22 protein-coding genes are annotated in these 25,776 nt (G+C 69.7%); 8 read left to right on the top strand and 14 right to left on the bottom strand.

What is annotated here, in order from left to right; translation table 11 throughout:
- Window positions 1-160: 160 nt before the first annotated feature.
- The 4 genes from RT2_RS20995 to RT2_RS21010 all read right to left on the bottom strand — a co-directional run bounded on the left by RT2_RS20995 (window position 161) and on the right by RT2_RS21010 (window position 4,927).
- Window positions 161-1,075 (bottom strand): VOC family protein, encoded by a 915-nt coding sequence (locus RT2_RS20995; RefSeq protein WP_072846749.1) that lies wholly within the window; start codon window positions 1,073-1,075, stop codon window positions 161-163.
- A 34-nt stretch (window positions 1,076-1,109) separates the two neighbouring features.
- Window positions 1,110-2,288 carry an acyl-CoA dehydrogenase family protein gene (locus tag RT2_RS21000; RefSeq protein WP_072846750.1) on the bottom strand — a complete coding sequence of 393 codons (1,179 nt, stop codon included), beginning with the start codon at window positions 2,286-2,288 and terminating at the stop codon, window positions 1,110-1,112.
- Window positions 2,289-2,354: 66 nt separating this feature from the next.
- Window positions 2,355-4,052, bottom strand: coding sequence for an FAD-binding protein (locus RT2_RS21005; protein ID WP_072846751.1), 1,698 nt, complete (start codon window positions 4,050-4,052; stop codon window positions 2,355-2,357).
- Window positions 4,049-4,927 carry an alpha/beta fold hydrolase gene (locus RT2_RS21010; RefSeq protein WP_072846800.1) on the bottom strand — a complete coding sequence of 293 codons (879 nt, stop codon included), beginning with the start codon at window positions 4,925-4,927 and terminating at the stop codon, window positions 4,049-4,051. Before RT2_RS21010 ends, RT2_RS21005 begins: the two co-directional genes overlap by 4 nt.
- 157 nt (window positions 4,928-5,084) lie before the next feature.
- Here RT2_RS21010 and RT2_RS21015 point away from each other — a divergent pair, with 157 nt between their 5' ends.
- Complete coding sequence (locus RT2_RS21015) at window positions 5,085-5,597, top strand: flavin reductase family protein (RefSeq protein ID WP_072846752.1); 513 nt, start codon at window positions 5,085-5,087, stop codon at window positions 5,595-5,597.
- Between the two features lie 60 nt (window positions 5,598-5,657).
- Here the strand turns inward: RT2_RS21015 and RT2_RS21020 are convergent, their stop codons facing one another.
- Window positions 5,658-6,542, bottom strand: a complete 885-nt coding sequence (locus RT2_RS21020) for an IclR family transcriptional regulator (protein ID WP_072846753.1) — start codon at window positions 6,540-6,542, stop codon at window positions 5,658-5,660.
- A 228-nt stretch (window positions 6,543-6,770) separates the two neighbouring features.
- Here RT2_RS21020 and RT2_RS21025 point away from each other — a divergent pair, with 228 nt between their 5' ends.
- Both RT2_RS21025 and RT2_RS21030 read left to right on the top strand, forming a co-directional pair.
- On the top strand, window positions 6,771-7,640 hold the full coding sequence (locus RT2_RS21025) for an LLM class F420-dependent oxidoreductase (protein ID WP_072846754.1): 870 nt from the start codon (window positions 6,771-6,773) through the stop codon (window positions 7,638-7,640).
- 31 nt (window positions 7,641-7,671) lie between these two features.
- On the top strand, window positions 7,672-8,166 hold the full coding sequence (locus RT2_RS21030) for a nuclear transport factor 2 family protein (protein WP_072846755.1): 495 nt from the start codon (window positions 7,672-7,674) through the stop codon (window positions 8,164-8,166).
- 124 nt (window positions 8,167-8,290) lie between these two features.
- Here the strand turns inward: RT2_RS21030 and RT2_RS21035 are convergent, their stop codons facing one another.
- Together RT2_RS21035 and RT2_RS21040 are read right to left on the bottom strand one after the other, a co-directional pair.
- A complete protein-coding gene (locus RT2_RS21035; RefSeq protein WP_072846756.1) occupies window positions 8,291-9,925 on the bottom strand; it encodes an acyl-CoA synthetase in 1,635 nt (544 codons plus the stop codon).
- Between the two features lie 210 nt (window positions 9,926-10,135).
- The gene (locus RT2_RS21040) at window positions 10,136-11,629 is read right to left on the bottom strand and encodes an MFS transporter (RefSeq protein WP_245709545.1); all 1,494 of its coding nucleotides are present in this window, start codon (window positions 11,627-11,629) and stop codon (window positions 10,136-10,138) included.
- A gap of 305 nt (window positions 11,630-11,934) precedes the next feature.
- Here RT2_RS21040 and RT2_RS21045 point away from each other — a divergent pair, with 305 nt between their 5' ends.
- A complete protein-coding gene (locus RT2_RS21045) occupies window positions 11,935-12,858 on the top strand; it encodes a 3-oxoacyl-ACP reductase (RefSeq protein WP_072846757.1) in 924 nt (307 codons plus the stop codon).
- Between the two features lie 31 nt (window positions 12,859-12,889).
- Window positions 12,890-13,633 carry an SDR family NAD(P)-dependent oxidoreductase gene (locus RT2_RS21050; RefSeq protein WP_072846758.1) on the top strand — a complete coding sequence of 248 codons (744 nt, stop codon included), beginning with the start codon at window positions 12,890-12,892 and terminating at the stop codon, window positions 13,631-13,633.
- 71 nt (window positions 13,634-13,704) lie between these two features.
- Here the strand turns inward: RT2_RS21050 and RT2_RS21055 are convergent, their stop codons facing one another.
- Complete coding sequence (locus tag RT2_RS21055; protein WP_072846759.1) at window positions 13,705-14,892, bottom strand: alpha/beta hydrolase family protein; 1,188 nt, start codon at window positions 14,890-14,892, stop codon at window positions 13,705-13,707.
- A 68-nt stretch (window positions 14,893-14,960) separates the two neighbouring features.
- Here RT2_RS21055 and RT2_RS21060 point away from each other — a divergent pair, with 68 nt between their 5' ends.
- Window positions 14,961-15,590, top strand: coding sequence for a TetR family transcriptional regulator (locus RT2_RS21060; protein WP_245709543.1), 630 nt, complete (start codon window positions 14,961-14,963; stop codon window positions 15,588-15,590).
- 40 nt (window positions 15,591-15,630) lie between these two features.
- Here RT2_RS21060 and RT2_RS21065 read toward each other — a convergent pair whose 3' ends face one another.
- The 6 genes from RT2_RS21065 to RT2_RS21090 all read right to left on the bottom strand — a co-directional run bounded on the left by RT2_RS21065 (window position 15,631) and on the right by RT2_RS21090 (window position 20,925).
- Window positions 15,631-16,557: a DNA-3-methyladenine glycosylase family protein gene (locus RT2_RS21065; protein WP_072846760.1), complete on the bottom strand. Its 927-nt coding sequence runs from the start codon at window positions 16,555-16,557 to the stop codon at window positions 15,631-15,633.
- Between the two features lie 60 nt (window positions 16,558-16,617).
- The gene (locus tag RT2_RS21070) at window positions 16,618-17,394 is read right to left on the bottom strand and encodes an SDR family NAD(P)-dependent oxidoreductase (protein ID WP_072846761.1); all 777 of its coding nucleotides are present in this window, start codon (window positions 17,392-17,394) and stop codon (window positions 16,618-16,620) included.
- Window positions 17,387-18,433 (bottom strand): alcohol dehydrogenase catalytic domain-containing protein, encoded by a 1,047-nt coding sequence (locus RT2_RS21075; RefSeq protein ID WP_072846762.1) that lies wholly within the window; start codon window positions 18,431-18,433, stop codon window positions 17,387-17,389. The genes RT2_RS21070 and RT2_RS21075 overlap by 8 nt, the downstream gene beginning before the upstream one ends.
- Window positions 18,430-19,596, bottom strand: a complete 1,167-nt coding sequence (locus RT2_RS21080) for an LLM class flavin-dependent oxidoreductase (protein WP_072846763.1) — start codon at window positions 19,594-19,596, stop codon at window positions 18,430-18,432. The genes RT2_RS21075 and RT2_RS21080 overlap by 4 nt, the downstream gene beginning before the upstream one ends.
- Before the next feature lie 339 nt (window positions 19,597-19,935).
- Complete coding sequence (locus RT2_RS21085) at window positions 19,936-20,310, bottom strand: nuclear transport factor 2 family protein (protein ID WP_072846803.1); 375 nt, start codon at window positions 20,308-20,310, stop codon at window positions 19,936-19,938.
- A 102-nt stretch (window positions 20,311-20,412) separates the two neighbouring features.
- Window positions 20,413-20,925 carry an Lrp/AsnC family transcriptional regulator gene (locus RT2_RS21090; protein ID WP_072846804.1) on the bottom strand — a complete coding sequence of 171 codons (513 nt, stop codon included), beginning with the start codon at window positions 20,923-20,925 and terminating at the stop codon, window positions 20,413-20,415.
- 164 nt (window positions 20,926-21,089) lie between these two features.
- Here RT2_RS21090 and RT2_RS21095 point away from each other — a divergent pair, with 164 nt between their 5' ends.
- Entirely contained in the window at window positions 21,090-24,551 is a 3,462-nt protein-coding gene (locus RT2_RS21095; RefSeq protein ID WP_072846764.1) for an indolepyruvate ferredoxin oxidoreductase family protein, read from the top strand.
- Between the two features lie 328 nt (window positions 24,552-24,879).
- On the top strand, window positions 24,880-25,776 hold the full coding sequence (locus RT2_RS21100; RefSeq protein ID WP_072846765.1) for an amidohydrolase family protein: 897 nt from the start codon (window positions 24,880-24,882) through the stop codon (window positions 25,774-25,776).

Raw genomic sequence — 25,776 nt, forward strand, 5'->3', positions numbered from 1 at the left:
TCTCACACCGTCAGGTCCCTCCAACCCTCCGAGGACCCACCCCGTACTTCAGGTCGACGACCACTGGGCACCAGCCACGTACTCGGTACGTGGCTGGTGCCCAGTGGCTTTCGTCAAGGTGCCGGCTGGATCCAGCTACTGCTGGTCCAACGGATTGGACCTACTGCTGGAACGCGGCCAGCGGCTCGGTGCCGGACCAGTCGTGGCCCCAGTAGCTGTCCGCGGTGATCTCCTCCGCGGTGTAGTGGCTCTCGTCGACGAGCATGCCCTCGGTGCCGAACTCGAGGTCCCAGCCACCCGGTGCCCGCACGTAGAACGAGACCATCTTGTCGTTCGTGTGACGACCCAGCGTGGACGAGATCGAGAAGCCGAGCTTGCCGACCCGGTCCAGTGCCTGACCGACCGCGTCGAGCGTGTCGACCTCCATCATCAGGTGCACCATGCCGGGGGCCTCGGTCGGCGGCGCCGGGCAGATCGCCAGGCTGTGGTGCCGCTGGTTGACGCCGAGGAAGCGCACCCGCCGGGCAGGCAGGGGCGCGTCGGGACCGCCGAGGCGGACCGCGCCGCGCGGCAGGAACCCGAGCACCTCTGTGTAGAAGGCGTAGGTCTCGGTAGCCGCCGGCGTCGGCAGCACCACGTGCCCGAGCCCGCAGGCCCCGGTGACGAAGTTCCCGCCGTGCGGGGTCACCACCGGGCTGTGGTCGAGAACCGGACCGAAGAACACCTCGACCTGGGTGCCGGACGGGTCACGGAAGGTGATGACCCGCTCGGCGTCCCGGTAGAGCGACTCCTCCTCCGTCAGCTCGGTGACCTCGACGCCCGACTTCTCGACCTGCTCGCGCACGGCCTCGAGCGCGAACTGGTCGCGGACCTCCCAGCCGACGGCCAGCACACGGTCCACGTCGCCGGGCAGCACCTGCAGCCGCGAGCGACGCTCGTCGACCCGCAGGTACAGCCCGTCCGGCTCAGGACCCGACCCGACGGCCATGCCGAGGCCGTCGACGACCAGCTCGCGCCAGCGCGGGATGTCCGTCGTCTGGACGCGGAGGTATCCGAGCGACCGGATTTCAGTCATGTTCTCTACCAATCCTTCTACGTGTCGAGTGGGCCTAGATCATCGACCGGTGGATGCCCTGCGGCTCGCCACCGAGCTGGGTGAGCGCCGACGAGTGGAAGATCGAACCGGGCACATGGATGGCGTGCGCGATACCGACGTGCGCGTCCCGGAAGAAACGCTGCATCGGGAACTTGTAGTGCGCAGCGTTGCCACCGGACCGGGCGAAGATCTCGTCCACGGCACGCACGGCACGCCACGCCGCGGCGGTCTGGGTACGACGACCGATGGCCCGGGCCTCGAAGTCGATCTCCTTGCCCTTCTCGGTCATGTCCCAGAACCGGTCGACGGTCTCGAGCAGCGCCGCCCGCGAGGCCGCGATCTCGGCGGCAGCCTCACCGATGGCGTAGAGGACGTACGGGTCGTCCTTGATCTTGGTGCCGGTGATCGCGACACGGGTCTTCTGCGCCTCGATGTGGCAGGACAGTGCGCCCTCGGCGATGCCGATCACCGCCGAGGTGATGCCGAGCGGGAACATGCAGGAGAACGGCATCTTGTAAAGCGTCTCGGTGCGGCCGGACTCGCGCTGGGCGGTGCCGTCCATCACGTCGCTGGCCAGGATCGTCCGGTGCGTCGGGATGAACGCGTCCTTGACGATGACGTCCTTGGAGCCGGTGCCGCGGAGACCGATGACGTCCCAGGAGTCCTCGACGATCTCGTAGTCCTCGCGGGGCAGGTACACGTGCATCGAGACCGGCGGCATCAGCGGCTTGCCGTTCTCGTCACCGCGCATCGCGCCCAGGACGACCCACTGGCAGTGGTCGGTGCCGGAGGAGAACTGCCAGCGGCCGTTGAGGACGAAGCCCCCGTCGACCGGCTTCGCGACGCCCAGCGGCGCGTACGGCGAGGCGACCCAGGTGTCGTTGTCCTGGCCCCAGATGTCTTCCTGCAGCTGCTCGCTGGAGAAGGCCATCTCCCACGGGTGCACGCCGACGATGCCGTTGATCCACCCGGTGGCGCCGTCCATTGCGGCGATGCTCATCACGGTCTCCGCGAACTCGCGCGGGTGCACCTCGAGGCCGCCGTACTTCTTCGGCTGCAGCATCCTGATGGCGCCGGACTCACGCAGCCGCTTGGCGGACGTGTCCGACAGGCGCATGAGCTTGTCGCCCTCGGCGCCCTCCGCGCGGATCTCGTCTGCGTACTGCGCGATGCGTTCCTGAACCTGACCCATGACTTCCTCGGCTCTCTTGTGAATTATCTGGCGGCGAGCCGCCTCCTGCTGATGAACGTCCCAGCCTCAGCTGGACGTCGCAGGTGCGCTCTCGCTCAGTGGGAGAGTATTCGCGGCGGCGTACCTCGCGGCGAGATATCCGAAGACCATCGACGGACCGATGGTGGCGCCGGCGCCTGCGTACTCGTTGCCCATCACCGAGGCGGTGGTGTTGCCCGTGGCGAACAGCCCGGCGATGGCGGTGCCGTCGGCACGCAGCACCCGGCTGTTCTCGTCGCAGACGAGCCCACCCTTGGTGCCCAGGTCACCCGCCTCGCAGCGAATCGCGTAGAACGGGCCCTTGACGATCTCGTCCATGTTCGGGTTCTTCATGGTCGGGTCGCCGTAGTACCGGTCGTAGGCGCTCTCGCCCCGGCCGAAGTCCTCGTCCGTGCCGCTGCGGGCGAATCCGTTGAACCGCTCGATCGTGGCCGCCAACTTGTCCGCGGGGATCCCGACCTTCGCGGCCAGCTCGGCCAGCGTGTCGGCCTTGTGCACCACGCCGGAGTCGTAGAAGCCCTGCGGGAACGGCATGTTCGGCAGCACCTGCGCGAAGGGGTAACGGTTCTTCGCCTTGGTGTCCATGATGAACCAGGCCGGGACGTGACCGCCCTCGAGCTGGTCGTGCACGAAGTTCACGTACGGCGACGACTCGTTGGTGAAGCGCTCGCCCTGGCTGTTGACGATCACCGACGGCGGGATGCAGCGCTCGGAGACCAGCGGGATCACCGCGCCCATCGGATGGAACACGGACGGCATCCACCAGGCGTCGTCCATCAGGTCGACTGCGGCGCCGAGCTGCTGGCCGGCCACGATGCCGTCGCCGACGTTCTCCTTGGCGCCGGCGCTGATGTTCGCGCGGCCGAACTCGGGCAGGTACTGATCACGCATCTGCTGGTTGTGGTCGAAGCCGCCGGTGGCCAGCAGCACGCCGCGGCGCGCGCCGATCCGGACCGTCTTGCCGTCGCGCTCGGCGACCGCACCGATCACGACGCCGTTCGCGTCGGTCACCAGTTCCGTCATCGAGGTCTTCAGCCACAGCGGGATGCCGGCGTCCTTGAGCACCATCCGCATCCGGGCCACCAGCGCGCGACCGCCGGTGGACATGTGCCGGCGCCGCACCACGTTGGACGCCACCCGCCAGGCCGCGACCAGCGAGGCCTTGCGGCCCTTCCAGGTGCGCTTGACCATCGCGAGGTCGTGGTAGTCCTTCGAGGTGACCCACAGGCCCAGCGGGCCCTTCATGCTGTTCGGACGCTGGAACTTCTCGTCCTCCTTCAGCTTGCGGGTGTCGAACGGCATGCACTCGATGGTGCGGCCGAGCGCGCTGCCGCCGTCGTCCTCCGGGTGGTAGTCGGAGTAGCCCTTCACCCAGTACAGCTTCATGTGCGGGCTGGTGTCGAGCAGCTCCATCAGCTTCGGGCCGCCGGCGATGTACGCGTCGATCCGCGCGTCGGTGACGCCGGCGCCCGCGGTGAGATTCTTGAGGTACCGGCGGATCGCAGCCGGATCGTCCTGCGCGCCCTTGCGGATCAGCGTCGGAGCGTTCGGGATCCAGATGCCGCCACCGGAGATCGCGGTCGAACCGCCGAAGGTCTTCCCCTTGTCGATCACCAGCGTGTCGAGGCCGCTGTCCGCCGCCGCGATGGCCGCGGACATGCCGCCACCGCCACTGCCGACGACGAGGAAGTCGACGACCTGGTCGAAGTTGTCCCAGTTGGTCATTCGGTCTGTCCGTCCTTGCGTGTGAGGAATGCCAGCACCGCCGAGACCCAGGCTTCACGTGCCTCGATCATCGTCCAGTGGCCGCAGTTGGGGAACACATGCAGTTCCGCGTTCGGGATGTCGCGCATCGGCAGCATCGCCATGTCGACGGGGCTCACCCGGTCGTCGCGACCCCAGGTCAGCATGGTGGGGGCCTTGATCTTGTGGAACTGGGCCCAGTACGGCGTCATCCCGGACGCCTTCGCAGCGGCCGTGTTCGCGGCGAACGCCTTGCTGCTGTACATCCGCGCGGCGATCTCCAGCGTCAGCGGCTCGGTTGCCAGCGCCCAACGCTCCTCGATCAGCTGCTCGGTGACCACGGCCGGGTCGTAGACCATCGACTGCAACCAGCGGACCAGGCCCTCGCGGGTCGGGTTGTCGGTGAACTCCATCAGCAGCTTGATGCCCTCGCCGGGGCCCGGCGCGAAGACGTTCTTGCCGATGCCGCCGATGGTGACGAGCTTGTTGACCCGCGCGGGCTGGTGGATGGCGACGTTGGTCGCGACGATCCCGCCCATCGAGTTTCCGATCATGTCCACCGGCCCCTCGACGCCGATGGCGTCGAGGAAGGTGCCCACCGAGGCCAGTGCCATGACCATCGGGTTGCCGTCGCCGGGGTCGCTGACGCCGAAGCCGGGGAACTCGAGCACCAGGCAGCGGAAGTGCTCCGCGAAATCCCCGAGCACACCACGGTAGTTGCGCCACCCCGTGACACCCGGCCCGGAGCCGTGCAGCAGGAGCAGCGGCGGACCGTCGCCGGCCTCGTGGTATTTCAGCAGGCCACGGTCGGTCTGGACCTCCCGCAAGGTGCCCTCGTAGGTGAGTTCGCTCGTCATGAAACTCACGCTGCCAGCACCTGCCCACTCAGGGACCCGAGATCCCGATCAGCGAGATTGCGAAGGGTCTTCCGACCCTCCTCGACGGGGCTCGGGACGAGTTCCACTCATCGGGAACCCGGCCGACGGCCGGACCGGCCGTTCCTACGCTCGGGCCATGGTCGCAGACACCCAGGTAGACACCCCGACGTCCCTCACCCCCGAGCCGGCCGACATGCGGCGGGTCCTCGGCCAGTTCGCGAGCGGGGTCACCGTGGTCACCGGCCTCGACGACGGCGGTCCCGTCGGATTCGCCTGCCAGTCCTTCGCGTCGGTGTCGCTGGACCCGCCGATGGTCCTGTTCTGCGCCGATCACCGCGGCGTCGCCTGGCCCCGGATCCGCCGGTCCGGACGGTTCACGGTGAATGTCCTCGCGGAGACCCAGGAGGAGATGTGCGGGCGGTTCGGTTCGAGCCGCGGCCGCAAGTTCGACGACCTCGACTGGGACCTGTCCCGCTGGGAGACCCCCGCGCTGCCGCGGGTCCTGGCGCGGGTGCACGCCGAGGTCGACGCGGTGCACGTGGCCGGCGACCACGACGTGGTGATCGGCCGGGTGCTGGAACTCGAGGAGGTCCACGGCGCCGCGCCGATGGTGTTCTTCCGCGGCCAGTTCGGACTCGGCGGCGCCTGACGGGCCGGGCTCGTCGGCCCGGTTGGGCTGGGCCTGGCCCGTCAGGCCCGAGTGACCGGACTAGATCCAGCCGCCGCTCTGCACCGACAGCAGCCGGCTCCTCGCCTCGGGCGACCAGGTGTCCGCGGGCACCACCGGGGCCGGCGGCACGGCCCGACGCGGGGTGCCCAGCTCCGGGTAGAGGGTCCGGGCGATCTCGCGGGTGGCGTCGACAACCAGGGGGGCGACCCGTTCGAGCTGCACCGTGCGGGAATCCCCGCACAGCGAGACCGCGGCGACGGGGCCCTCGGGCCCCCGCACCGCGCTGCCCACGCATGCCACTCCCCGGGCCGACTCCTCACGCTCGAACGCCAGGCCCCGACGCTGCCGAATCCGGTTGAGTTCGAGGTGCAGGATGCCGAGGTCGTCGATGGTCCGCTCGGTGGAGCGGCCCAGGTTGCCCTCGAACAGCGCGTCGACCCGCTCCGGGTCCAACCAGGCGAGCATCGCCTTGCCACAGGCGGAGGACTGCGCGGGGATGCGACCGCCCACCCGCGACGGGATGGAGCTGGCCAGTCGCCCGCCGACCTTGTCGAGATAGACGATCTCGTGCCCGTCGAGGACGGACAGGTGCACCACCATGCCGGTCTGCAGGTGCAGTTCGTGCAGCAGCGGCGCCGCGGCCTCGCGGACCTCGGCGTGTCCGCCATCGCCGCCGATGCCGAGGGCACGCCGGCCGAGCCGGTAGCCGAACGACGCGTGCTCGACCCAGTTCAGTTTGACCAGCGAGTCGAGAATGCGGTGCACGGTCGACCGCGGCAGACGCGAACGGCACGCCACCTCTTCCAGCGTGAGCCGGGCAGCCCGGCCGTCGAACGCATCGAGGATGAGGGTCATCCGCTCAACCATGGAGGGGGGAACGTCGCGCTTGTCGCTTGTGGCGGGGGCGTCTGTGAGCACCGTCATGGCGTCTCCTCCGATACCGATCGAGATTCCCGATCTGCAAAACTGAAATGATTTCTAAAACTGTAGCAACTTCCCCCGGGGAACGGGAGCCCCCGTCGCGAAACGACACGTCCCGTTCAGCGGGAGGCTGTCGCCGAGGCCGTGGCCACTGCGATATGAAATCAGACAACTACGGCGCCCCCCACGCCCCACCACCACCGGCGCCCACCCACACGGAGCGAGAGAAACATGCGAATCGGGATCGTCAGCCCCGTGCTGATCCAGCATCCGGCCACCCGTGCGGACTGGGAGGTCGGCGCGGGGATCGACGAGGTCGCCCGGATCGCCGAGGCCGCGGACGGGCTCGGTTTTCACCACGTGACCTGCAGCGAGCATGTCGCGGTCCCGGTCGAGATCGCCACCGAGCGCGGCGGCACCTACTGGGACCCGCTGTCGACGCTCGGATTCCTCGCCGCCCGCACCAGTCGGATCCGGTTGGTCACCCAGGTGCTGGTGCTCGGCTACCACCACCCGCTCGAGATCGCCAAGCGCTACGGCACCCTCGACCGACTCAGTAGCGGCCGGGTGACCCTGGGACTCGGCGTCGGCAGCCTGCGCGAGGAGTTCGACCTGATCGGCGCGCAGTTCGAGGGCCGGGGCGCGCTTGCCGACGATGCACTGCGTGCACTGCGGGCGTCGCTGGGCAAGCCCAACCCGGAGTACCACGGCGAGTTCTACGACTTCGAGAACTTCGTGGTCGAGCCGCACGCGGTGCAACAGCACGTGCCGCTGTGGATCGGCGGACGCACGCCCCGCTCGCTGCGCCGGGCCATCGAACTCGGCGACGGCTGGGTCCCCTTCGGCCTGCGGATCGACGACCTGGCCGGGATGCTCGCGAAGGCCCCGGTGCCCGAGGACATGGAGATCGTGCTCAACGCCGGCCGGACCCTGGACCCGACCGGGGCGGCGGACGCCGCCGCCACCACGCTGTCCCGGCTCCGCGATGCCGGCGCCACGATCGCCAGCGTGAACATCGCCGCGACCAGCCCCGACCACTTCACCGACCAGCTCGCGGCGCTCGTGGCGCTGGCGGTTCCGCTCGGCATCGACTTCGACTGAACCCCGACCCGACATCAAGGAGTCCCGTCCCATGACCGACACCGCAGACCTGCTCTTCCGGCTCGAACAGCGCGTCCAGTTGCTCGAGGACAAGCTCGAGCTGATGAACATCATCAGCGCCTACGGCCCCGCCGTGGACAGCGGCGAGAGCACCGCGGTCGCCGGGCTCTGGACCGAGGACGGCGTCTACGACGTCGACACCGGCTGCCTGTCCGGACGCGCCGAGATCGAGGCGATGGTGCACTCCGCCCCGCACCAGTCCTACATTGCCGGCGGCTGCGGCCACCTGGTCGGACCGCCGCACCTCGAGATCGACGGCGACACCGCGGTGGCCACCTGCCACTCGCAGCTGGTCAAGCACGATCCCGAGACCCGCAGCTACCACGTCGCCCGGATCACCGCGAACCGCTGGGAATTCGCCCGCATCGACGGCCGGTGGATGGTCACCCTGCGCACCAACCGGATCATCGACGGCCGCGACTCGGCCCGCGAGATCCTCTCGGCGGGCGTCACCGCCAAGGCCTGAATCCGGCACCGAGACGGTCTGCCAGGCCCCTGGCCCGGGCGCATAACCCGCTGGACAGAGGCGAGCCCCCGACGGAGAAATCCGTCGGGGGCTCGCCTCGTCAACTCTTGGGTGGGCGCCGTCGCTAGCTGCGGGCCGCCGACTCCTTCTCCAATGTGCTCTGGGCCCAGCGGTAGTCGGCCTTGCCGGAGGGCGAACGCAGAATCGCCGGCACCTCGACGATCTCGCGCGGCACCTTGTACCGGGCGATCCGCTCCCGGCAGTGCTCGGTGAGCTCCTCGGCCGTGGCCGCCGCACCCTCGCGCAGCTGCACGACGGCCGCGACCCGCTGACCGAACCGCGGGTCCGGCAGGCCGGCCACCAGCGTGTCGAAGACCGCCGGGTGGCTCTTGAGGGCCTCCTCGACCTCCTCGACGTAGATCTTCTCGCCACCGGAGTTGATGCAGGCCGACCCGCGACCGAGAATGACGATCGAGCCGTCCGCCTCGATCCGCGCCATGTCGCCCAGCACCGACATCCGCACCCCGTCGACGACGGGGAACGTGGAGGCGGTCTTGGCGGGGTCGTTGTAGTAGCCGAGCGGCACGTGCCCGGAGTGGGCGACCCAGCCGATGTCGTCCGAGCCGGGGGCGATCGGGCGCAGGTCGGTGTCGACGACACAGACGCCGGGCCGCGGCGCCATCCGCAGCGAGCCGTCCTCGAGCGCCTGCATGCTGCCGTCCATGCCGGACTCCGAGGAACCGAATCCGTTGTTGAGGTAGATGTTCGGGAACAGTCCGGTGATCTGGTCGCGCACGGCCTGCGACCACAGCGCCCCGCCGGAGCCGACGACGAACAGCGAGGACAGGTCGAACTCGCCGCCGTGCTCGGCCACCGCGTCGGCAAACGGCCGGCCGATGGCGTCGCCGACGATCATGTAGATGTTGATCTTCTCCCGCTCGATCAGCGCCAGCGACTCCAGCGCGTCGAACTGCCGCATCAGCACCGTCTTGGTACCCATGAACAGGCCGGTGAACAGCGTGTACACCGCCGCGCCGTGGATCAGCGGCGCGGTGAGCAGGAAGCTCGGCGGGGTGGGGTTCTGGGCGTGTGCGGCGGCCAGCGACGGACCGTCGTCGTAGCCGTCGCCGTACTGGTTGCCGCTCACCAGGGCGGACCGGAAGAAGTCCTCCTGGCGCCACAGCACGCCCTTGGGCATGCCGGTGGTGCCGCCGGTGTAGATGACGAACAGGTCGTCGTTGCTGCGACTCGGGAAATCCCTTGCTCCGGAAGCGGAGTCGACGTCGCGCCGGTAGCTGGAGACGGACGGGACCACGGCGGCCAGCCCGGCGGCGGATGCCGCGGAGGCCTCGCCGAGCACCAGCACGTGCCGCAGGGTCGGGCAGTCCGGGGCCACGGCCGCGGTCCGGTCCACGAAGTCGGCGTCGACGACGACGGCCGTCAGGTCCGCGTTGGCGTAGAGGTAGCGCAGCTCGGCGTCGATGTACCGGTAGTTGACGTTGACCGGGACGGCCCGAATCTTCAACAGCCCCAGCAAGGTTTCGACGAACTCGACGCTGTTGCGCATGTGCATGCCGACGTGGTCACCGGGCCGCACCCCCGCGGCGATCAGGTGGTGTCCGACACGGTTGGCACGCTCGTCGAGCTCGGCGAGGGTGCGGCGCTGATCGTCACAGACCAGCACCTCCCGATCCGGCATGGCGTCGACGACAGCCTCGAAGATGTCGGCGAGATTGAGGGCGGAGGACGTACTCGACATGGTCGACCTTTCATTGGGCGCGGCCGTTCGGGAGGCTCGGCCTCCCGTGAGGTGGCGGCGGACAGCTGCTGCGTCAGCCGTCACGTTAGCCAAGCCTCCGGGCCGAAATCGTGAGTTGTCCAAAATATCTCGCCTACGTCGCCGCACGCGCTCCGGCGACGCCGGTCGAACACGGTGGGCCCGCGCAAGGGGTCCGCGGGCCCACCGTGGCTAATGACCGATCGCGACCGACTGCGCGGGCTCGTCGACGAGTGCCGACGAACCGGGCGCGGACTGGATCCGATTGGTGTGCAGTGACAGCCCGACCACCGCGGCGAGCGCCCCGGCCACGGCGAGGGCACCGAAGGCGTAGACGTAGCCGGTCTCCTGGTACATCGGCATCTTGCTGGCGGCCACCAGCACGCCGGGGACGGTGAGGATCGCGACGGCCAGCTGGCTGCCGATCGCGCTGCCCATCGACCCGAACAGGTTGAGCATGCCGCCGGCGATGCCCTGCGACGTCGCGGGCACCGTGCCCATGATCAGGTTCGGCAGCGCGGAGGACGCGGCGCCGAGGCCGAGGCCCATCACGATCTGGCCGGCGATCAGTTGGCCGGTGGTGTCGTGCATGAACGCGAGCATGGCCGAGCCGACGGCCAGGGCACCGGCGCCGGCGACCAGCACCAGCGCGGGACCGGTCCGCCGGGACAGGTAGCCGCCGACCGGCCCCGCGATCATCGAGGCGATACCGGTGGGGATGGTGAACAGTGCGACACCGAGCGCGGTCCGGCCGAATCCGTAGCCGAGGTCGAGCGAACGGTCGGTCATGACAAACATCGGGATCAGCATCGAGTGGCTGATCAGGACGAACTGCACGAGCGCACTGGCGGTCAAGGTCTTGGCGACCGGGCGGTGCAGCAGCAGCTCGAGGTCGACCAGCGGCTCGGCCGGCCGGCGCTCGTAGAGCAGCCAGGCCGCGAGGATCGCGGCGCCGCCGAGCACCGTGCCCAGCGTCCGGACGTCGGCGAAGCCCCACGTCGAGGCCTTACCGATGCCGAAGAGCAGCACGAACGCGCCGACGGCGAGGATCAGCGCGCCGACCACGTCGAGGCGGGACTTGGTGCGCAGCGTGGACTCGGGGACCAACAGCGCGACCAGGACACCGGCGACCGTCACGTGCGCCAGCTGCGCCCAGAAGACGCTGGCGTATCCGAAGTGGTCGATCAGGTAGCCGCCGATGACGGGTCCGAGGATCGTGCTCGCCCCCATGCCGGTGGCGATGAAGCCCACCGCGACGGGGACCAGCTCACGCGGGAGCACGTCGCGGATCAGCCCGTACGCCAGCACCAGGATGCCCATGCCCGCGCCCTGCAGGCCGCGCCCGACGAGGAAGAGCTCGAAGTTCGGCGCCACCGCCGCGATCAGGCAGCCCACCGCGAACACCGCGGAGGCCGACAGCATCACGAGCTTCTTGCCGTAGATGTCGCCGAGCTTGCCCATGATCGGCGTGGTCGCCGCGAGCACCAGGGTGACCAGCGTGATCACCCAGCCGACCGCGGTGGTCTGGAAGTGCCCGGCGATCTCGGGCAGCGCCGGGGTGACGAAGTTGTACGCCAGCGGGATGACCTCGACCAGCAGGATCACCGTTGCGAGGAGGAGGAACGACCGCCCCTTCGTCAGGGGCGCGCGCTCTGCCTCGCCGTTGGCGAGAGGCATCTTGTTCATTGGGACTCCGGACCGCTCGTACTACCACTGCCGGGCATTTCACCCAGCTCTTTCGGAGAAAAGATCCCACGGATCCGTCACGTGTCCTGGGTCACTCCCAGTGACCGGGACCACTGGACACCCTGCCCATGACCCAATCTAGAACCTCGAAATCAAATTAGAACGAATTGCGCCTTTCATGGTGCCCACTCACGGATTCCTCCATCCTCCCACCGCAGGGCGGGATGATCCCTTGCGAACAAACTAGAATTAATACTAATTTCACGAGCAGAGACACGAACGCACCAACTACGAAGGAGGCCCCCATGGGCGAAACAGTGAGCCTGGAAGGCCGGACGGCCGTCATCACCGGGGCGGGCGCCGGACTCGGCAAGGCCGAGGCACTGGCCCTCGCCGCGGCGGGCGCACGCGTCGTCGTCAACGACATGGGCCCGGCCGCGCACGAGGTGGTCGACGAGATCAAGGCCGCCGGCGGCGAGGCCGTCGCCGTGCTCGGCGACGTCTCCGACTGGTCCCTCGGCGAGCGCCTGGTAGCCGAGGCCGTGTCGAACTTCGGCACCTTCGACATCCTGGTCAACAACGCCGGCGTGATCCGCGACAAGATGATCTTCAACCTCAGCGAGTCCGACTGGGACGACGTCATCCGCGTGCACCTAAAGGGTCACGCCGCCACCAGTCGCGCGGCCGCCGTGTACTGGCGCGAGGCCAGCAAGGCTGCCGGCGGACCGGTCTTCGGGCGAGTCGTCAACACCTCCTCCGAGGCGTTCCTGTTCGGCTCGGCCGGACAGCCGAACTACTCGGCCGCCAAGGCCGGCATCACCGCGCTGACCCTCTCCACCGCGCAGGGCCTGTCCCGCTACGGCGTCACCGCCAACGCCATCTGCCCGCGTGCCCGGACCGCGATGACCGCCGAGGCGTTCGGCGAGGCCGGCGACCTCGCCGGCGCGCTCGACCCGCTCGCCCCCGAGCGTGTCGGCACCCTGGTCAGCTACCTGGCCTCCCCCGCCTCGCACGAGATCAACGGCCAGGTCTTCGTCGTGTACGGCAAGATGGTCGCGTTGATGTCGGCACCGCAGGTCGAGAACCGTTTCGACGCAGCGGGTTCCGCGTTCACCGTCGACGAGCTCGACCAGCAGCTCTCGTCCTACTTCGTCGGCCGCGGCCCGTACGAGACGTATGCGGCCTACGGCGTGGCGGAGCTCGAGAAGCCGGCGCTCGCGATCAACTGACACCCCACCGACACCACAGGGAAGGCCACGCATGAGGCTGGACGGAAAAGTAGCGATCGTCACCGGCGGCGCGGGCGGTATCGGACGCGGCATCGTCCGCGCGTTCACCAAGGAGGGCGCCCAGGTCCTGGTCGTCGACATCAACGACGACGCGGGCAAGGCGCTGGAGGACGAACTCGGCAGTGCCGTGAAGTTCCTGAACGCGGACATCTCCAAGGAGGAGAGCGCGGCGGCCATCGTCGCCGCCTCGGTCGAGGCGTTCGGCAAGCTTGACGTGCTGGTCAACAACGCGCACGCGTCCCGGCAGGCGCCGCTGCTCGAGACCACGCAGGAGATGCTCGACCTGTCGTTCGGGACCGGGTTCTACCCGACGTTCTGGCTGATGAAGGCCGCGCACGCGCAGCTCGCCGCGAACGAGGGGTCGGTGATCAACTTCGCCTCCGGCGCGGGCATCGACGGCAGCGTGACGCAGGGCTCGTACGGCGCCGCGAAGGAAGCGATCCGGGCGATCAGCCGGGTCGCGGCCAACGAGTGGGCGTCGGACAACGTCAACGTCAACATCATCTCGCCGCTCGCGCTGACCGAGGGCGTCCAGGCCTACATCGAGGCCAACCCCGGCATCGAGGACGTGCTGCTCGCCAAGACGCCGCTGCACCGGTTCGGCGATCCGGAGTCGGACATCGGACGGGTCACGGTGTTCCTCGCCAGCGCCGACGCGAGCTACATGACCGGCCAGACACTGATGGTCGACGGCGGCAGCATCAAGCTCCGCTGACCGAGCCGCACACAACGGCGCCCCTTGGCTACTGCGATCCAGTAGCCAAGGGGCGCTTGGTGTTCAGTGGGTCAGCAGGTGGTCGGCGTCTTCTCGCCGGCCAGCAGCGTCTTGGTGAACTCGGTTGCGTCCGCCAGCGAGGCGGCGACGCTGGCGCGGTGGTCTGCGCCCTCGTAGCTGCGGTAGTCGAGCTCGGTTCCCTTCTCGCACAACTGCTTCACCAGGACCTGCGAGGCGGCCGGCGTGACCAGGGCGTCCGCGGTGCCCTGCGCGAACAGCACCGGAACCTTGGGGTTGGCGTTCGACGGTTCCTGCTTGGCCAGGTAGTCCGTCCACGGACCGAGGTCCGCACCCGGGCGGATCACCGAGTTCACCTGAATGCCTCCGATGGCCGCGCGGATGTCGGCGATGCACCCGGTCCGCGCCGCCTTCATCAGCGGCTCCGCTGCCGGCGTGACGATCTCCTCCGGCACCACCGCCGGATCCGCGGCCGCCGCACCGAGCAGGGTGATCGGCAGGAAGGACAGGACCGGCGCCACTGCCTGGCTGCCGCTCGCGATGTACTGCGGGGTCTGGCTCAGGCCGCTGCCGGGCGCGACCGCGATCGCACCGAGCAGGGTGAGCTCGGGTGCCCGGTCGACGGCCTGGTCGGACGCGCTGATCGCGGCCGCACCGCCCTGGCTGTGGCCGCCGACGAACCACTTGCTGCCCACCGCGGGGTCGAGGTGCCGTGCGGCCCTGACGATGTCGGTGACCGCGTGCGACTCGGAGGTCGCGTTGAGGTAGGTGTGGTCGCCGGGCGTCCCCATGCCCTCGTAGTCGGTCTGGACCACCACGTAGCCGTTCTTGACCCACTCGTCGAGGGTGGTGCTGACGGTGCCGACGTAGTCGTGCACGGCGCCGTCGACGGTGTCCCCGGACGGTGCGCAGGTGTCCGCGATCCCGGTGGTCCCGTGCGCCCAGCTGATCACCGGCCAGCCGCCCTCCGGTGCGGTCCCGGACGGGATCGCCACGGTGCCGGAGACGACGATCGGCTTGCCCTCGCCGTTCTCCGACGCGTAGGTGATCAGCTCACTGCGGCCGGCGCTCGGCAGCACGGCCGCGTTGGTCAGCGGCGCGGAGGAGAGCACGTCGCCGCCGTTCGGGACCGGGGAGGCCGCCGTGGCGGAGTTGTCGTCGCTGCTCGAGCAGCCGGTCACAGCAATGGCAGTGACTGCCAACGCGCCTATGATTCGGACGGAAACGTGGGACGGACGCATGGCAGCCTCTCGGGTGGTGAGCCGGGGCGGCGGCCTCGGCAGAAAGTTAAGAAGGGCCTCTTACTACCGTGACGCAGAGCACACTGTCAACCGCTCGTCTCAGTCTCGTACAGGCCGCCGAGCGCCTCGTCGCCGAACGCGGCGTGCACGGCGTGCCCGCCAGTGCGGTCGTGCGGGCCGCCGGCCACAAGAACAACTCCGCGATCAGCTACCACTTCGGGTCCTGGGACGGCCTGCTCGAGGCGGTGTGGCGGCTGCACACCGATCGGGTGACCGTCGACCGTGCGGTGTTCCTCGCCGCCGCACACGACCGCGGTGGGTACGACCTGCCCGTCATGGTCGAGGCCTACATCGGCCCGCTGGTCGCGGAGCTGCGTCGGCAGCAGCCGAGCTACTGGGCCCGCTTCAACGAGCAGTGGATGGCGACGATCCGGCTCGACGTCTTCGCACTCGACGACGCCGCGCTGGCACGCCAACCCCAGGGGGAGGCGGTCGCGATGGTGCACAACCTGTTCACCGACATGGCCGATGCCCTGACCCACCTGCCCGAGGACGGCCGGACCAGACGGGTGGCGCTGATGGCCCGTTTCGTCATCGGATCGCTGGCCGCGTGGGAGCGCGAGCCCGACGCCACGGCGCTCGACGAACTCGAACCCGAACTGGTGCGGCTGGCGTTGGCGCTGCTCGAGGCGCCCTGACGGCGACCGGCGCCCGCGCCGAGACCTCCACGCCGACCCGTCAGTGCCGGCGGTGGTCCGTGACGGCCGTGCGCGGCCCGAACTTCGGCTTGACCGCGTAGCCGCCGACCGACAGCAACCGCACGGCCCGATAGCGGTGCGGCCGGACGGATTCCAGGTACTCGACCATCCCGGGGTCGTCCAGTGGCCGGCCCAGCAGCGACCACCCGACCATCGCGGCGAGGTGGAAGTCGCCCACCGACAACGCGTCGGCGTCGCCCAGCGCGCGCTGCGCCACCTCGGCCGCGGTCCACTCCCCCACCCCGTTCACCGCGCGCAGCCGGCGCAACGCGGCCGCCGGGTCCATCCCCGCGGCCTCCTCGAGCCGGTCGGAGACCGCGGCGGCGGTGACGACGGTGCGCGCCCGCCGCGGATCGACACCCGCCCGGTGGAACTCCCAGGACGGGACGCCGCGCCACACCCGCGCGGACGGCGGGACCCGCATCCCCTCGGGGGCGGGACCCGGCGCGGGTTCGCCGTACACGGTGACCAGCCGACGCCACGACGCCCTCGCCGCGATGCCGTGCACCTTCTGTTCGAGGATCGCGGGCACCAGGGCCTCGAACACCCGCCCGGTCCGCGGGATCCGCAGGCCCGGGAAGCGACGGTGGGCGTCGGCCAGCCTGGGGTGCTCCGGCGCGAACCCGGTGGCGTCGTCGCGTTCGCCGAGCAGGTCCGGCAGTGTCGTCACGAACTCCGCCGCACCCGCGCCCCACCCGCGGCACGCGACGGTGTGCCGGTCGGTCTGCACCAGCCGGTAGGTGACGGGTCCGGTCGGCATGAGCGACGTGCGCCAGATCGCGCCGTCGGGAGTGACCCGGTGGCACGGGTCGCCGCGGCCGCGGCCGAGCTGGTCGAGCGTCTCGGCCAGCAGCAGCGGGCGAGGGCTGCGGTGCGTGGTCTCCACGGGGGCTGCGGAGACGGTCATGGCCCCACCCTAGGCCGCGCGACGACCACGGCCGTCGCGCGGCTGGGCCCGCCTACGCCCTCAGCCGGCGAAGATGCTGAGATCCGGGTATCCCGACAGCTCCCATCCGCCGTCCACCATCAGCGACGTACCCGTGACGTACTCGGCGTCGTCGCTGGCCAGGTACAGGCACGGCCCCGCGACCTGTTCCGGCGTCGCCGCCTTGCCCAGCGGGATCATCGCCAGGAACTGCTCACGCAGGGGCTCGTAGCCCATCACACCGGCCACCAGCGGCGTGTCCACCAGACCCGGCAGCACCGTGTTGACGCGGATGCCGTGCCGCGCGAGCTCCAGCGCCGCGTTCTTGGAGAACGCCTCCACACCCGCCTTGCCCGTCACGTACGGGCTGCCACCGAACATCGGGACGTGCGCGTTCAGGGATGACACGTTGACGATGGCGCCGCCGCGCTCCCGCATGTGCCGGGCCTCGTGCTTGGTGCACAGGAACACGCCCTTCTGCACCAGGTCGACGGTGAAGTCCCAGTCCTCCTCGGCCAGGTCGACGATCGGGCCGCCGCGCGCGGCGCCGGCCACGTTGAACGCGAGGTCGAGACCACCGAAGCGCTCGACCGCCGTCCCGACCGCCTCGGCCACCGCCGCCTCGTCCGTCACGTCGGCGACCGCGGCGACGAACGCGGACCCGAGCGAGTTCGCCAGCTCCCCCAGCCTGTCCGCCGCGAGATCGATGCCGACGACGTTGGCACCCTCCGCCACGAGCCGGGCCGCGATGGCGGCGCCGATTCCGGATGCCGCCCCGGTGACCACCGCCGTCTTGCCGGCAAATCGATTCTCACTCATCTCCGCACACCTCCACGAGTACCTTCATCCGTCGCCCGGCCGCGGCATCCGCCACGCCCTCGAGCACCATCTCCAGCGGCACCCGCTCGACCCACCCGTCGAGCGGGTACGAGCCCGCCGCCATCCGTTCGATCACCGTCGCGACCTCGTCCCGGTTGTAGGCCAGCGACGACATCACCCGCGCCTCGGAAAACATCAGCGCGTAGGTGTTGAGCGGGACCTGCTCCTTGTAGGTGGCCAGCAGCACCACCGTCCCCCGCGCCCGGACGGACGCCAGGGCGGTCTCGACGGCGACGGCGACGCCCGCACACTCGAACACCATGTCGGCACCGAGTCCGTCCGTACGCTCGTGCACCGCGGTCCGCACGTCCGCCGAAAGCGGGTCCACCACAGTCAGTCCCAGACCCTCGACGATCGCCCGGCGCGGCGCGGAGGCCTCCGAGACCAGGATGCGCTCCACCCCGCTCGCGCGCAGGTTGAGCGCCGTGCCGATCCCGATCGGTCCGCCGCCGATCACCAGCGCGAACTGACCCGGCCGCGCCTGCGCCAGAGCGACCGCGTGGTGGGTGACGGCCAACGGCTCCACCAGCGCCGCCTGTTCGAGGCTCACCCCGTCGGGCAGCACGTGCACGTTGGCGGCGGGCACCGCGGTGAACTCGGAGAGTCCGCCGCCGGGCGCACTCAGCCCGTGGAAGGCGACGACCTCGCACAGGTGCTCGAGCCCGTCCCGGCACCGCGCGCAGCCACCGCAGTGGTAATTCGGCTGCACCACAACCCGATTGCCCACCACGATGCCGTCGACGTCGGCACCGACCTCGGCGACCACGCCGGAGAACTCGTGCCCGAGCACCTGCGGCCCGTGCGCTCCGGTGAGCGGGTGCGCCACCTCGGAGACACCGAAGGTGTGGATGACGCCGAGGTCTGATCCGCAGATCCCGTTGTATGCCACCCGGATCAGCACGTACCCGTCCGGCACGGCGGGCTCCGGGATGTCCTCGACCCGCAGGTCCCCGATCCCGTGCAGCACCGCGGCCCTCACGACGTGGCCGCCACTTCGGCCTCGTACTTCTTCGCCATGTGCTCGATGGCGTCGAGCTGCGCCTTGCTGTGCCGCTCGTGGCTCTGCCCGGCGCGCGCGGCGGCGTCGTACAGCGGCTGGGACTGCCCCTGGAAGTGCGGGGCGACCTCGTTCGCGATCAGTTCGAACGACCGTCGGGTGGCCGCGGGGTTCGCCCAGTCGGTCGCCATCATCAGCATCGAGCCGAAGCCGCCGGTCTGCTCCTGCAGTCGGCCGATCAGTTCCCGAGCCTGGTCCACGGTGCCGATGATGCCCATGCCGGAGTCGTTCATGTACTCGATCATCATGTCCATGCTCGCACCGCCGGACCCGAAGTGCGGGAAAGCCGCTGTCTTGCCGAAGTATTCGACCCACGCGCCGAGCCCGTAGCGGACGTCCTCCCGCGCCTGCTCGAGGGTCTCCGCGATGTGCATCGGGCAGACCAGACGCCACTGATCGCGATTGACCTCGGTGCCGAACGCCTCCGCCCGTTCCTCCATGATGCCGAAGTGCTTGCCGAGCGCGTCGTACCCGTCGGGGCTCATCGTGGCACCGATCGACAGCAGCCCGAGTCCGTGCTTGCCGGCCAGCCGCGGCCCGGTGGGCGAGGCCACCCCGGCCACCACGATGTCGAACATCGGGTGCGAGTACGGCCGCAGTTGGAGCTGGGCGTCGACGAGCGTGTGGGTCCTGGTCGTCGCGGTGACGCTCTCGCCGTTCAGCAGGCGGACCACGATGTCCAGGTGCTCCTCGAGCAGTTCCCGGCACTCGGTGGGGTCGAGGCCGATCATCGACGAATCGGTCGGCAGGGAGCCGGGCCCGACGCCGAGCATCACCCGGCCGCGGGTCAGGTGGTCCAGCAGCACCATCCGGTCCGCGACCCACAACGGGTTGTGATAGCTCAGGGAGGTGACGCCGGTACCCAGCTTGATCCGCTTGGTCCGCTCGGCCGCCGCCGCGATGAAGATCTCCGGCGACGCGATGATCTCGCTGCCCGCCGAGTGGTGCTCGCCGATCCACACCTCGTCGAAGTCGAGGCGGTCGAGATGCTCCACCAGTTCCAGGTCCCGCTGCAGGGCGGCGGTCGGGTTCTGACCTATCACGTGGTGCGGGGCAATGAACGCACCGAAACGAAGTCTGCTCATATTCAAGGCAACCTTTGCTGTTCGACCTAGGGAAGGTGCGTCAGAGGCTAGATTCAATTCCACATCTGCGACGCACTTTCGGAGTTCCGCCGGCCGCCGGAGGAGTCCGGCCGATGCGTCCGCGATTGCCTCTACCGGCACAACACCCACCCGGCCTGCGCGATGCACGTGCAGATGCCCGGCGGCGGCCACGGCCTGCAGGATTCTCGCGGGCACCCGTCCAGAACCACGCTCTCGTTGGCCGTCTCGCGCGCACAGGTGCCCGCCGACTGCCGGACGCAGTTCCGTCCGGCAGTCGTGCCACCACGACGTGCCCCGTGAATTCGGCGGTGCGACCCGCTAGCTCGTGCCGAACACCTTCGCCTGCTTGGCCGTGTCGGACGCGCTCTGGATCTTGACGACCTTCCCGTCCCGGAACGTGAGGACGTCGGCGGCGTCCCAGCTCTCCCCGCCCGCGGTCACCTGGGTCAGGACCACGACCAGATCGTCGTCGCCGAGGATGTGCTGGGGTGTGGTCGTCAGAGACTTCTCGGCCACCTTCATCCACATCCCCGCGACCTCGTCCTTGCCCCGGTAGCTGCCGCTGACGGCGCTCTCACCGGGCACAATCCACTCGATGTCGTCCGCGAGCTTGGACATGGCCCCCTCTGCATCCCCGGCGGCGAATGCCGCGTACCCCGCCTTCGTGTTCTCGATGTTCTCCTCAGTAGACATGAGACACCTCCCCGTTCCGCCGTTCTCGGGCGAGAGCGACAAGATCAAGTCAATCAGCGGGGACGCGACATGTACATGTCGCTCACCGATTCCTCGACTCGATCACGCGTCGCCCCGGTACGACGCGGCCGACCGACCGTGCCCCGCCTCGCGGGTGAGATGGTCGACCAGCGGCTGGGTGCGGTACTTGACCGGTGTCGTCAGGGCCAGCGTGGTGGTCGTGTGCGCGACCCCGCGGAGCCCGAGAATCCGCTCGAGCACGTGCAGCAGGTCCTCGTGCGAGGGCGCCGCGATCCGGATCAGCAGGTCCTCCCGTCCGGTGGTGGTGTGCACCTCGAGCACCTCAGGCACGCCACGGAGCGCCTCGACGACGGCTTGGATCCGGCCCTGCTCGGTCTCGGCGCCCACGAAGGCCTGCACCGAGAGCCCCAGCGCGGACAGGTCCACCTCGGGCCGGTACCCGGTGACCACGCCGCTCTCCTCCAGCCGGCGCATCCGCGACTGGACGGTGTTGCGCGCGACGCCGAGCCGGGACGCCAGGTCCATGATCTGGGCCCGCGGGTCCTCGGTGAGCAGTTCCAGCAGCGAGGCGTCGAGCCGGTCGATGCTGATCACCATGGTGACCTCCCTCATGTGTCGTGCATCACAACTGATCGTAGCGCCTAGCTCGACGTCCAGTTGTTGACGGCTGCGCCACCCGGGCGAACTATTGCTGCACCCCTTGCTCTAAAGATTGCGCACAGCTTCACAAAGGCGCCGCGCAGGAACGGTGGCAGACCATGACCGAACTGGTGGAACGCGAAGACCAGGCGCAGCCCTACGACCTCGGCGACCGTTACCGCTCGGGCGCCGGCCCGGTGCTGTTGACCGGCGTGCAGGCCATCGCCCGTCAGCTCGTCGAGCAGCACGTCCGCGACATCCGCGCCGGCCGCCGCATCGCCACCTTCGTCTCCGGCTACCAGGGCAGCCCCCTCGGCGGCGTCGACAAGATGCTGCACGGCATGCCGCAGGTGCTGGCCGAGCACGACATCACCTTCGTCCCCGGCTTCAACGAGGAGCTCGCCGCGACCGCGGTCTGGGGCAGCCAGGCGGACCTGCCTGCCGGCCAGGCGACGCACGACGGCGTGATCGGCGTCTGGTACGGCAAGGGCCCCGGCGTCGACCGGGCAACCGACGCCCTCCGGCACGCCAACATGTACGGCGTCAACCCCAACGGTGGTGTGCTGCTACTGGTCGGCGACGACCCGGCCTCCAAGTCCTCGACCGTGCCCGCCGTCAGCGAACGGTCGCTGGCCGCCCTCGGCATCCCGGTCCTGTTCCCGCGCAACGCCGAAGAGATGATCACCATGGGCATGCACGGCGTGGCGCTCTCCCGCGCCTCCGGCTGCCTGGTCGCGCTGAAGGTCGTCGCGGACGTCGCCGACGGAGCCTGGACGGTCGACGGCAACGTATCGCAGCTGGACATCACCGTCCCCCAGATCGAGTGGGAGGGAAAGCCGTTCGTGTACCAGCAGCGACCGATGGCGGTTCCTACGGACAGCGTGATCGCTGAGGCCGACCTGTACGGCCCACGCCTGGCCGTCGTGCACGCCTACGGCGCCGCGAACGACCTCGACGTGATCGAGGTCGACCCGTCCGGCGCCCGGATCGGCCTCGCCGCCACCGGAACCACATACGACTCGCTGCGCCAGGCCCTGCTCGACCTCGGCGTGGACGAGGCCGCCCTGCACCGCGCCGGCATCCGCCTGCTTCGCATCGGCATGCCGACCCCCCTCGGCGCCCGGAGGGTCACGGAATTCGCGGCCGGCCTCGACCAGCTGATCGTGGTCGAGGACAAGACCGCCTTCATCGAGACCCAGATCCGCGAGATCCTCTACGGCACCGAGCACACCCCGCAGATCCTCGGCAAGCGCGACGCCGCGGGCCGGCCGCTGATGCCCGTCGACGGCGAGCTCACCGCCGGCCGGCTGCTCGGCCCGCTCCGCCGGGTGTTGCGCGACCGCGTCGAGCTGAAGAGGTCTCTGCCGCCGCAACTCTCGCTCGAGGTGCTCACCACCAAGCGAACCCCCTACTTCTGCAGCGGCTGCCCGCACAACCGGTCCACCGCCATCCCCGAGGGCTCGATCGGCGGCGGCGGCATCGGCTGCCACACGCTGGTCACCATGTCCGGCCGCGCGGACAGCGCGGTGACCGGCCTGACCCAGATGGGCGGCGAGGGCAGCCAGTGGATCGGCCAGGCACCGTTCACCGACGTGCCGCACATGTTCCAGAACGTCGGCGACGGCACCTTCTTCCACTCCGGCCAGCTCGCGGTGCAGGCCTGCGTCGCCGCCGGGGTGAACATCACCTACAAGCTCCTCTACAACGACGTCGTCGCGATGACCGGCGCGCAGGACGCCGAGGGCGCGCTCACGGTCGCCCAGCTCACGCACAAGCTCACCACCGAGGGCGTCAAGAAGATCATCATCTGCGCGGACGAACCCAAGCGGCACAACAAGCGCGCGCTCGCCAAGGGCACCACGCTCTGGCACCGCGACCGGCTCGACGAGGCGCAGAAACTGCTGCGTGAGGTCGAGGGCGTCACCGTGCTGATCTACGACCAGCACTGCGCGGCCGACGCCCGGCGCCAGCGCAAGCGCGGCACCCTGCCGACCCGCAACACACGCGTGGTGATCAACGAGGCGGTCTGCGAGGGCTGCGGCGACTGCGGCGTCAAGTCGAACTGCCTGTCGGTGCAGCCGGTGGACACCGAGTTCGGGCGCAAGACCCGTATCGAGCAGACCTCCTGCAACACCGACTACAGCTGCCTGGACGGGGACTGCCCCTCCTTCGTCACGGTCGAGCTGGTGCCCGGCAAGAAGAAGGCCGCCCGCGTCGCGACGCCGGTCCCCCCCTCCTGCCTCGACCCCGAGCACGGCCCGCTGACCCACACCCAGAACGTCTTCCTGGCGGGGATCGGCGGCACCGGCATCGTCACCGTCAACCAGGTGCTGGCGACGGCCGCGCTGCGCGCCGGCCTGCAGGTCGAGAGCCTCGACCAGATCGGCATGAGCCAGAAGGCCGGCCCCGTGGTCTCCCACCTGCGTTTCTGCGCCGGCGAGCTCGAGCCGGCCAACCGGCTCACCCCCGGCAGCGCCGACTGCATCGTCGCGTTCGACCTGCTCACCGCCACGGACAACAAGAACCTCGACTACGGCGACCGCGCCGCCACCGTCTCGATCGCCTCGACCAGCCAGTCGCCGACCGGCGACATGGTCTACGACAAGTCGGTCCGCTACCCGGACGAGCCGCTGCTGCTCTCCCGGCTCGACTCGGTGTCGAAGACGCTGCGGTCCTTCGACGGCCTCGCCGCCGCCCAGGAACTGTTCGGCAACACCGCGGCGGCGAACTTCCTGCTGATCGGCGCCGCCTTTCAGGCGGGTGGGCTGCGGCTGCCCGCGGCCGCGATCGAGGAGGCCATCGGCATCAACGGCGTGGCGGTCGATGCCAACGTCGCGGCGTTCCGGTGGGGCCGGGTCGCCATCGCCGACCCCGACGCCTTCGCCGCGGCCGCCCGGCCGACCCGCGGCACGCGCGCCGCGACTGCGGCCCCGGCGGAACTGTTCGCCGACACGACCTTCGACGGCGAGGTCCGCCGGCTCGTCGAGCTGCGGGCCGCTCAGCTGGTCGAGTTCCAGAACGTCGCGGTGGCCCGGCGTTACGTCGATACGGTGCAGTCGGTGTGGGCCGCCGAGCGCGCGGTGACCGAGCAGACCGACTTCTCCGAGTCGGTGGCCCGGGGGCTGTTCAAGTTCACCGCGTACAAGGACGAGTACGAGGTGGCCCGGATGCTGGTGGACCCGGACTTCCTCGCCGATGTCGCCTCCCAGGTGCCGGGGGGCGAGAACCTGACGTACAAGCTGCACCCGCCGGTGCTGCGGGCGCTGGGCCGGAAGAAGAAGATCGGCCTGGGACCGAAGTCGCATGTCGCGCTGAAGCTCCTGGCCAAGGGCAAGGTACTGCGCGGGACCCGGCTGGACCCGTTCGGCTACGCCCATGTGCGACGGGTGGAGCGGGAGCTGTTGGCGCACTACAGCGCGACCGTGCTGGGCCTGGCAGCCGGGTTGGACAGGGACGGCTATGCCCGCGCCACCACGATCGCGGCCCTGCCCGACGTGGTCCGCGGCTACGAGGACGTCAAGCTCGGCAATGTCGAGGTGTACCGGGAGAAGTTGGCCGAGTTCGGCATCGACCTGCCCTGATTGCCGGGCGGCCCCCGTCGGACGACGAACGGGCGGTTACCGAGGAGGCCTCTCGGCCGTTGTCCCGGTAACCGCCCGTTCGGGGTCTGAGCGTGAGCCCTCGTGCGGTCAGCTGCCGAAGGGCAGGGTTCCCGGCGGGACGGTGTAGCCGCTACTCCCTGCGGAGCTGCCGCCGACAGTGCCGAGGACGAGGTTGACGAGGTTGGTGATCATCGGGGCCTTTCGTAAAGGGGCGTGCAGTGTGTGCAACCTGAGCCACGGTAATCACGACCACCTCGTCTGTCGACCGCGCTGCCGACGGCCAGGGGGGACATGAAATGGTGGGTGTATGAGTGGAGATGTGGACGGCCGCCAGGCCGATGTGGACGCGGTGACCTCGTTCCTGCGGGACCACGGACTGCCCGGGATCATCGACGTGCACACGCATTTCATGCCGAAGTCCGTGATGGACAAGGTGTGGGCGTACTTCGACTCGGCCGGCCCGCTGACCGGTATGGAGTGGCCCATCCAGTACCGGCTCGAGGAGGACGCCCGGCTGGACCGGCTCCGCTCCTACGGGGTCCGGGCCTTCACCTCGATGATCTACCCGCACAAGCCGGACATGGCGGCCTGGCTGAACCAGTGGGCCGTGGAGTTCGCGGCCCGCAACCCGGACTGCCTGCACACCTCCACCTTCTACCCGGAGCCCGGCGCGGCGGAGTACGTCGCCGCCGCGCTCGACGCCGGAACCAGGGTCTTCAAGTCGCACATCCAGGTGGGCGACTACCAGCCGAACGACCCTCTGCTGGACGGGGTGTGGGGGCTGCTCGAGGACGCCGGCACCCCGATCGTCATCCATTGTGGCTCCGGCCCCGCGCCCGGACGCTTCACCGGGCCGGAGCCGATCGACGCCCTGCTCGCCCGGTACCCGCGGCTGCGCCTGGTCATCGCGCACATGGGCATGCCCGAGTACTCGGCGTTCCTCGACCTCACCGAACGCTACGAGCGGGTGCAGCTGGACACCACGATGGCGTTCACCGACTTCATCAACGACGCCGCTCCGCTGTCCGCTCCGGACCTGGCCCGGCTGCGCGAGCACGGCGACCGGATCCTGTTCGGCAGCGACTTCCCGAACATCCCGTACCCGTATGTGCACGCGCTCGAGGCGGTGGACCGACTCGGGCTGGGTGACGACTGGGTGCGCGCGGTCTGTCACGACAACGCCGCCGCGCTGTTCGGGCTCTGA

Source organism: Rhodococcus tukisamuensis NBRC 100609, assembly GCF_001894985.1.
GTDB lineage: Bacteria > Actinomycetota > Actinomycetes > Mycobacteriales > Mycobacteriaceae > Rhodococcus_G > Rhodococcus_G tukisamuensis.

What these genes read in the sequence shown, in the direction of transcription:
- RT2_RS21100 (WP_072846765.1), top strand. Translation starts at nt 24,880, where the DNA reads ATGAGTGGAGATGTGGACGGCCGCCAGGCCGATGTGGACGCGGTGACC.
- RT2_RS20995 (WP_072846749.1), bottom strand. Translation starts at nt 1,075, where the DNA reads ATGACTGAAATCCGGTCGCTCGGATACCTCCGCGTCCAGACGACGGAC.
- RT2_RS21030 (WP_072846755.1), top strand. Translation starts at nt 7,672, where the DNA reads ATGACCGACACCGCAGACCTGCTCTTCCGGCTCGAACAGCGCGTCCAG.
- RT2_RS21010 (WP_072846800.1), bottom strand. Translation starts at nt 4,927, where the DNA reads ATGACGAGCGAACTCACCTACGAGGGCACCTTGCGGGAGGTCCAGACC.
- RT2_RS21005 (WP_072846751.1), bottom strand. Translation starts at nt 4,052, where the DNA reads ATGACCAACTGGGACAACTTCGACCAGGTCGTCGACTTCCTCGTCGTC.
- RT2_RS21050 (WP_072846758.1), top strand. Translation starts at nt 12,890, where the DNA reads ATGAGGCTGGACGGAAAAGTAGCGATCGTCACCGGCGGCGCGGGCGGT.
- RT2_RS21085 (WP_072846803.1), bottom strand. Translation starts at nt 20,310, where the DNA reads ATGTCTACTGAGGAGAACATCGAGAACACGAAGGCGGGGTACGCGGCA.
- RT2_RS21040 (WP_245709545.1), bottom strand. Translation starts at nt 11,629, where the DNA reads ATGAACAAGATGCCTCTCGCCAACGGCGAGGCAGAGCGCGCGCCCCTG.
- RT2_RS21080 (WP_072846763.1), bottom strand. Translation starts at nt 19,596, where the DNA reads ATGAGCAGACTTCGTTTCGGTGCGTTCATTGCCCCGCACCACGTGATA.
- RT2_RS21000 (WP_072846750.1), bottom strand. Translation starts at nt 2,288, where the DNA reads ATGGGTCAGGTTCAGGAACGCATCGCGCAGTACGCAGACGAGATCCGC.
- RT2_RS21045 (WP_072846757.1), top strand. Translation starts at nt 11,935, where the DNA reads ATGGGCGAAACAGTGAGCCTGGAAGGCCGGACGGCCGTCATCACCGGG.
- RT2_RS21095 (WP_072846764.1), top strand. Translation starts at nt 21,090, where the DNA reads ATGACCGAACTGGTGGAACGCGAAGACCAGGCGCAGCCCTACGACCTC.
- RT2_RS21020 (WP_072846753.1), bottom strand. Translation starts at nt 6,542, where the DNA reads ATGACGGTGCTCACAGACGCCCCCGCCACAAGCGACAAGCGCGACGTT.
- RT2_RS21070 (WP_072846761.1), bottom strand. Translation starts at nt 17,394, where the DNA reads ATGAGTGAGAATCGATTTGCCGGCAAGACGGCGGTGGTCACCGGGGCG.
- RT2_RS21025 (WP_072846754.1), top strand. Translation starts at nt 6,771, where the DNA reads ATGCGAATCGGGATCGTCAGCCCCGTGCTGATCCAGCATCCGGCCACC.
- RT2_RS21055 (WP_072846759.1), bottom strand. Translation starts at nt 14,892, where the DNA reads ATGCGTCCGTCCCACGTTTCCGTCCGAATCATAGGCGCGTTGGCAGTC.
- RT2_RS21015 (WP_072846752.1), top strand. Translation starts at nt 5,085, where the DNA reads ATGGTCGCAGACACCCAGGTAGACACCCCGACGTCCCTCACCCCCGAG.
- RT2_RS21035 (WP_072846756.1), bottom strand. Translation starts at nt 9,925, where the DNA reads ATGTCGAGTACGTCCTCCGCCCTCAATCTCGCCGACATCTTCGAGGCT.
- RT2_RS21065 (WP_072846760.1), bottom strand. Translation starts at nt 16,557, where the DNA reads ATGACCGTCTCCGCAGCCCCCGTGGAGACCACGCACCGCAGCCCTCGC.